Source organism: Wolbachia endosymbiont of Madathamugadia hiepei (genome assembly GCF_013366855.1).
In the GTDB taxonomy this organism is placed as follows: domain Bacteria; phylum Pseudomonadota; class Alphaproteobacteria; order Rickettsiales; family Anaplasmataceae; genus Wolbachia.
In genome coordinates this window covers 1-6,258 of the sequence record NZ_WQMP01000057.1, presented here as the reverse complement: position 1 = coordinate 6,258, position 6,258 = coordinate 1, and the positions used below count along the sequence as shown (strand labels likewise).

Below are 6,258 nucleotides of genomic sequence, written 5' to 3'. Positions count from 1 at the left end.
CTGATAAGGGCTATGACAGCGATGCTTTTGTAGCCAGCCTTGAGAACAGAAAGTGCAAAGCTGTGATTCCGCCAAAGAGGAATCGAAAAGTCCAGAGAGACTACGACAAACATCTTTATAAAGAGCGGCATTTGATTGAATGCTTCTTTGGAAAAATCAAGAACTTTAGACGTGTTTTTTCTCGATTTGACAAGACTGCTGAGGTTTTTATGGGTTTTTTAAACTTCGTTGGTTCTCTCATATGGCTTCTCTAAAATTTTGTTCACAGAGACTAGCAAGCCTACCACGTGCAGAATATGCCTCTATTTTTGATTCGTACTCACTTAACTCGTACTTATAGAACTTAGACTTTGTTTTATAAGTAGAAAATAATTGTGTCACTACTCTACACAATTGTCCTTTTGTAAGGCCAAAAATTGCACCGCGATTAGGATCATAGAACGCAAAGCTGCCATCTTCATTTTTCTTTATTAATAAGGCATGACCAGCCTGTCCCTTGAATAAAATATTTCGTGGCATGAAGCATAGAAACGAATAGCCGTTTTCGTTTTTTGCCGACAATTTTAAATTTTCGTCCATGAATCGCACGAAATTTTCTGGGGTTGATGTGGTCTCTTGACTATATTGATACCTTGCTTTAGATGTACTTTTTATACCTTCATGAATTTTTTTGTGCTGGCTAGAGAGCTCATTAATTTTCTTCTTTAGATTTTGAGAACTCTCTTGACTGTTAGCTATCTTTTCAAGATTTTCTATTTTTTTCTGAATTTCATTCAGCTTTTGAAACAAAATTTCCACGTTTTGTGATGTTTCATTTTCACCATATTCACGACAAGTTTTTGCCTTATCAATCAAATCGTTTATTAATGATATTTGCGATTCTTGAAATCCTGCGCAATTCCCTCTATAAGTAAAAAAGTCAAGAAGTTTTTCAGAAAAAGTATCTTTATCAGCCAGTAGATTATAGCAGGCAACATACTCACATAGACGTAAGCACATGCCATCCACTTTTTTATCACTTTCTAGATCAAAAAAAGCTTTGTTGTATTCTCTTAACGTTTTTTCATCAGAATTAATGACGTTCACTAGAGAACTCTGTCCATTAGCAATAAAGTTGTTTCCTATACCTTTAAATAATGATCTATCCTCATCTTTGATACCAAACAATCTATAAAAAATCTCATCTCTGTTAACTTTCATAGTTTATTACCTCATTATATTAGTTTATAAATTATAGCATTAATTTATTAATTAAGCAAGTATTGTGTATAATTCCTAGCTTTAATTATACTATAGATAGTATCAACCATGACATAATATCAACTTATATCAAATCCTGGATGATACCCTTTAGTTGTGCGAATTACCTGCTAGTTCGTGCAGTGTGCATACCATAATAAGAGAGTCAACTCCACACTTTGGGTTACAGCTTTACTAGATCCTAAAAACTGGCTAAAATGGGCAAACATTTACGAATTGAATTTAGTGTACAATCAGCAAACAAGGGTATTGATATCAACAATACTCTGCAGAGTTGCAATATGGTATGACCATATGCTCTTTATTGACCTGGTCAACATAATCAGTAGAGAGTTTTGTTCTGCAAAGGATGTTTACTACAACATATTACAATTGTTTGAAATTGCAGGACTGGGTGCTATGGTAAGGCCACTTGGCGCATCTATATTTGGTCACATTGGTGACAGATATGGAAGGAGGGTGGCGTTAACAATTGCCATCTTGCTAATATCGATTCCGTCTAGTCTTGTTGCGTTTATTCCAGGTTACAGCCGGGTAGGTGTAGCTTCCACTATGTTGCTTCTTGCAATTCATGTAACACAAGGAATTGCGCTCGGCGCTGAACAAGGAGGCAGTTCTGTTTATCTCATAGAGCATTTATCTAATAAGAAAAAGCTAGGAATGTTTTTTGGAGTAATAAGTTTTGGTCGCTCCATTGGCGTTTTGCTTTCTGTGGCGATGGTGGTCATCTGTAAAAAAATCACTGACTTTAACGCTTGGGGTTGGAGAATACCATTTACTTTTTCAGCTGTTTTGGGACTGATTAGCGCATATAGTATATACACATTAGGAGAAACTCCAGCATATGAAGAAAATCGTAAACAAAGAAGTTTATCTAACTTACCGGTAATAGAGCTTATAAAACACCACAAGAGAGCTCTTACACTTGCTATTTTGATATCTGTACCCGTTAATGTTGCTGTTGGATTCACCATATTTCTCAGAACAATTGCAAAAGAAATAGTATCGGTTGAGACGTATGTAACAACATATCTCAACGAAATTGTGCTCATTATAACCAGTGTATTAATGCCGATATCTTCAATAGCATTTGGAATGCTAGCTGATAAGGTGGGAAAAGAGCGCACTGCAATCCTATTCATAGTAGTTACTATGGTACTGTGTTGTCCCATGTTATCTATTGCATACCACTATAAAAGTTATCTTATAATTATGCTTAGTGTAATGGTTCTCTCTATAGTAGAAAGGGGTATAAATCCTATAGGAATAGTCGCATCTGAACTCTTCTCCACTAATGTTAGATTTAGTGGAGTGAGTTTATCACGCAACATCTCTTATGCTTTGCATGGCGGATTTACTCCTATGATATGCACTTGGTTTACTATAACATTCCCTCAAATAAACTTTGCCGCTGGGCTTTATATAATCTTCTGCTTATTGGTCAGTTTGGTGGCAATATTGCAAATAAAACCACGAGATAAAAATTTTGATTGGTAAAAATTCTGGTATAAACCATACACTTTCCGTTAGTGAAATCGAAAGGATTGCAAGATTAAAAGACACTCAACTTAACCAGTATACGCTGGAATGACTAAGCCTAATTAGGTTCTCAGTTTCTCAAAAAAATCTTTTAGCAAAAAAGAGCACTCTGTTTCTAATACCCCGCCATAAACTTCAGGTACGTGGTTGCAAAATTGAAATATTTTAGCCCCATTTTCAATTCCTCCACCTTTTGGATTATAGGCTCCAAAATATAATCGTTTAATTCTTGCAAAGGAGATAGCTTGAGCACACATTGGGCACGGTTCTAATGTTACATACACGTCAGCATCACACAGTACTGACGTTGAAAGCAATTTACATGCTTGTTTAATCACTAACATCTCCGCATGTGCAGTTGGATCGTTGGATATGTTGTGCGCGGAAGAAACAATATTGCTTCTACTCACTATTACAGCACCTATGGGAACTTCGTCACTCTTTTGGGCAAGTTTTGCTTGCTCTATTGCAAGCTCCATATATCGGTATCTAAACACTTTTCTCTGCTAATCTTCTTTTTTTTAATTGTGTTAGCTGCTGCCTTAATAAACGATACAAAAAGAGGATGAGGAGAAAACGGCTTTGATTGGAACTCCGGGTGAAATTGCACGCCGATAAACCATGGGTGGTTTTCCAGCTCCACTGCCTCTATACACGTTCCATCTTCTGATATACCACTGCATATCAACCCATTTTTTTCTAAATCATCTTTATAATCTAAATTAATCACGTATCTGTGTCTATGCCTTTCCGAGATAGTAATATCACTATATGCATCCGCTATTTTGGAACTTGGGCTTATATTACATTTATACACCCCAAGTCTCATAGTTCCACCAAGGTCAATGTTCTTATTGCCAGCTAGCTTAATGATTGGATGCTTACAGGTACAAAATTCTTCGGAGTGTACATCTTCAAGCTTAATGACATTGCGAGCAAATTCAATAACTGTAAGTTGCATACCAAGGCATATTCCAAAAAATGGGATGTTATGCGTGCGAGCGTAACTTATTGCCGATATTTTACCCTCTACTCCATCATCGCCAAATCCACCTGGAACGAGGATTGCATGAGAATTCTGTAATTTCTCTTCTATGAGTTTTTTGTTGATAGGTTCTTCACTCTTTTCCCTTGAGTTAAACCAATTTATTTTTATCTTGACCTTATTGCTAATAGCACCATGATTTAATGCTTCAACTAGTGACTTATACGCATCGGGGAATTCAGTGTATTTTCCTACTATAGACACAGTGACTTCCTGTGTTGGGTGCCTCATAAAGTGCACTATTTGATCCCACTCAGTTAACCTTGGTTTTGGCTTATTCAAGTGAAAATGTTCCAAAATTTGTGTGCCAAGTCCACATTGGTTATATAAGACCGGTAGCTCATATATATGGCTCACATCAGGAGCAGGTATTACATTAGGCAAAGAAACATTACAAAGATTGGCTATTTTTCTTCTTTGGTTATCAGAAATTTCTTTCTCGCTACGACACAGTATAACATCCGGTCGCAATCCTGCAAAATTTAACTCTCGGACTGAATGCTGTGTTGGTTTTGTTTTTAATTCTTGTGCTGCAGTAAGGTATGGTACCAAGGTCAAGTGTATAAGGATAACTCTTTGTTTTCCAAGCTTATAGCTGATTTGACGTATGGCTTCCAAAAAAGGTTGGCTTTCAATATCACCTACAGTTCCGCCAATTTCACATATTACAAAATCTAAACCTTCCGTACCATTAAAAATAAACGACTTGATTAAATCTGTCACATGAGGAATAACTTGCACAGTTTTGCCCAGATAATCACCACGCCTTTCTTTCTTCAGTAACTCATGATACACTTTACCAGTTGTCACATTGTCGTCTTTGGTTGCTTTAATTCCAGTAAAGCGCTCATAATGCCCAAGGTCCAAATCAGTTTCGGCACCATCTTCGGTGACGAATACCTCTCCGTGTTGAATTGGGTTCATTGTTCCAGGATCGATATTCAGATAAGGATCAAGTTTCCTGATACGGACCCCAAAGCCATGAGCTTGGAGAAGTGCGCCTACACTTGAAGCAACTAAACCCTTGCCAAGTGATGAAACAACCCCACCTGTTACAAAGATAAATTTAGCTTCCTTCATCAATTTTCAAAAGGAACAGAAGTAGATTCATTTTCTTGTTTTTTTTCTAGTATAATCTTTTCTGCAATTGACTTCTTATGCACATCTTTTGAACATAATCCTGATAACAACAATGTGTTTATAATAAATAATCCGGCAACTATAGCCGTTGTTTTGCTAAGCGGGTTTGCAGAAGATTTCACCGGGATCATTGAATTGAGCCCCTGCTGTGAATTGCTAAAGCCACTCAGCGGGCTACTCCCAGGTGGCTGCAAAAGTACTAAAATTACTAGAACGACAACTAATATTATTTGGAGCGCACTGAGTATCGTTACTGACATTGTAATAGGGCTGAAAATAAAAATTTTAGGAGTATGAAGTGCATAAGTCAAGAGATCTATTCAAGTAAACGAGGGTTTTATCTGGAATAACAGAGATTTATTAAATATTTTATCTTAAGATCTTAATTTCTTATTATTAGGAAGTACACAGCAAGCAATTTATTGATGGTGAAAGATTACAAAAAAGGGCATAGAAGGCGCCTGAGAGAGAGAATTATTCTGGATAATGGACAATCACTGCTCGACTATGAGGTTTTAGAGCATATTTTGTACTCAGCATACAGTAGAATTGATGTAAAGCCAGTAGCAAAGAGTTTAATAGAAAATTTTGGTAGTTTAAATAAGGTTTTTAATGCTGATTTAGAAGCACTGCGAAACATTGATGGAGTCAACAATGCAGCTATATCTGCCATTTTTTGTGTAAAACAAGCCTTTGTTCGCTCTGCAAGAGAAGAAATAAAGGACCTGCCTATAATCAATAGTTGGAAAAAACTGCTTGATTACTTAAAAATAAGCATAGGAAGCCTCAATAAGGAAAATTTTCGCGTTATTTACATGAATAAAAAGTATCGTATAATGGTGGAAGACCTGGAAAACGTTGGTACAATAGATCAAACTCCCCTTTATGTTAGAGAAATCATAAAACGTGCTCTTTTAATTGGTTCAACGTCTATTGTAATATCTCATAATCATCCAAGCAGAGATACATAGCCCTCAAGTAGCGATATATCCCTCACTAGGCAACTAGCGGAGGCTTGCAAAAGTGTAGGAATAGAATTAATAGACCACATTATTATCACATTCGATAGCTATTTTCGTTTCAAGGAAAACAGGCTGTTGTAAAAGCTTTTATAGCTACAGTAACTTAGGTTTCCCAATGTTTTTAAAGAAGGGAAATGAGTCAAAAAAACTACTTGACAAATTTCGCCGTTACCCTTATTATATTATTGGAGCTATTCATTTAGCTTCAATCTGTGCAGATTAAACGACAAAAGTATCACGGTTAGCGTCTTA

The 6,258-nt window shown here is 36.4% G+C and carries 6 protein-coding genes and 1 pseudogene; 3 read left to right on the top strand and 4 right to left on the bottom strand.

Translation table 11 applies throughout. The features are described from left to right. Positions 1–254, top strand: a 254-nt coding sequence (locus GO685_RS02900; protein WP_175937501.1) for a transposase, incomplete at its 5' end; no start/stop codon positions are given. On the opposite strand, the gene GO685_RS02895 is transcribed toward GO685_RS02900, so the two are convergent. Further along, a complete protein-coding gene (locus tag GO685_RS02895; protein ID WP_175937500.1) occupies positions 238–1,200 on the bottom strand; it encodes a hypothetical protein in 963 nt (320 codons plus the stop codon). The genes GO685_RS02900 and GO685_RS02895 overlap by 17 nt on opposite strands. Before the next feature lie 285 nt (positions 1,201–1,485). On the opposite strand from GO685_RS02895, the gene GO685_RS02890 reads away from it, so the two are divergent. After that, positions 1,486–2,757, top strand: coding sequence for an MFS transporter (locus GO685_RS02890; RefSeq protein ID WP_175937503.1), 1,272 nt, complete (start codon positions 1,486–1,488; stop codon positions 2,755–2,757). Positions 2,758–2,861: 104 nt separating this feature from the next. On the opposite strand, the gene GO685_RS02885 is transcribed toward GO685_RS02890, so the two are convergent. Genes GO685_RS02885 through secG form a run of 3 tightly spaced genes read right to left on the bottom strand, consistent with a single transcriptional unit; the run spans position 2,862 to position 5,244 of the window. Continuing rightward, the gene (locus GO685_RS02885) at positions 2,862–3,278 is read right to left on the bottom strand and encodes a nucleoside deaminase (RefSeq protein ID WP_175937502.1); all 417 of its coding nucleotides are present in this window, start codon (positions 3,276–3,278) and stop codon (positions 2,862–2,864) included. Further along, positions 3,263–4,924, bottom strand: a complete 1,662-nt coding sequence (locus GO685_RS02880) for a CTP synthase (protein WP_175937499.1) — start codon at positions 4,922–4,924, stop codon at positions 3,263–3,265. The genes GO685_RS02885 and GO685_RS02880 overlap by 16 nt, the downstream gene beginning before the upstream one ends. Further along, positions 4,924–5,244 (bottom strand): preprotein translocase subunit SecG, encoded by a 321-nt coding sequence (secG, locus tag GO685_RS02875; RefSeq protein WP_175937498.1) that lies wholly within the window; start codon positions 5,242–5,244, stop codon positions 4,924–4,926. The genes GO685_RS02880 and secG overlap by 1 nt, the downstream gene beginning before the upstream one ends. 168 nt (positions 5,245–5,412) lie before the next feature. Here secG and GO685_RS02870 point away from each other — a divergent pair. Further along, a pseudogene (locus tag GO685_RS02870) lies at positions 5,413–6,087 on the top strand (JAB domain-containing protein). Positions 6,088–6,258: the final 171 nt, after the last annotated feature.